Below are 477 nucleotides of genomic sequence, written 5' to 3'. Positions count from 1 at the left end.
ATGAAACGGAAATTGTGCACTTTTTGTTAAACCTCCCAATAAAATACAAATAAGGACAAGACGATAAAGAACATTTGATCGGATCATATCCCCAGACTGTAATACCTTATCTAAATCAAAACTGCCAACGATAAGGCCAATCAATAAAACTCCAATAAAAAGGGCAAAACCACCAAAACCTGTAACAGTTAAAGCCATACGCGCACCCTCACGTGCACTTGCATTATGGTACCAATAACCGATCAACAAAAAAGAAAAAACACTGGTGAGTTCCCAGAAAACAACCAAAAAGACGAGATTACCTGATAAGACTAGCCCTGTCATTGAACCCATAAAAGCCAAAAAAAAGGAAAAAAACCTCGGTACAGAATCTGCCGGATCCATATAATATCGCGCATAAACGACAACAAGCAGCCCAATTCCTGTAATGAGTAAACAAAAAAGCCATGACAAACCATCCATACGGAGAATCAAATT

The 477-nt window shown here is 38.2% G+C and carries 1 protein-coding gene; it reads right to left on the bottom strand.

Translation table 11 applies throughout. From position 1 onward, the window contains the following. Nucleotides 1–477: proton-conducting transporter transmembrane domain-containing protein (locus J7R05_RS07880; RefSeq protein WP_281388233.1), on the bottom strand; the 477-nt coding region annotated here is incomplete at both ends.

It is taken from the genome of Bartonella capreoli (genome assembly GCF_902813205.1).
Lineage (GTDB): Bacteria > Pseudomonadota > Alphaproteobacteria > Rhizobiales > Rhizobiaceae > Bartonella > Bartonella schoenbuchensis.
This window is presented reverse-complemented; position numbering and strand designations above follow the sequence as displayed.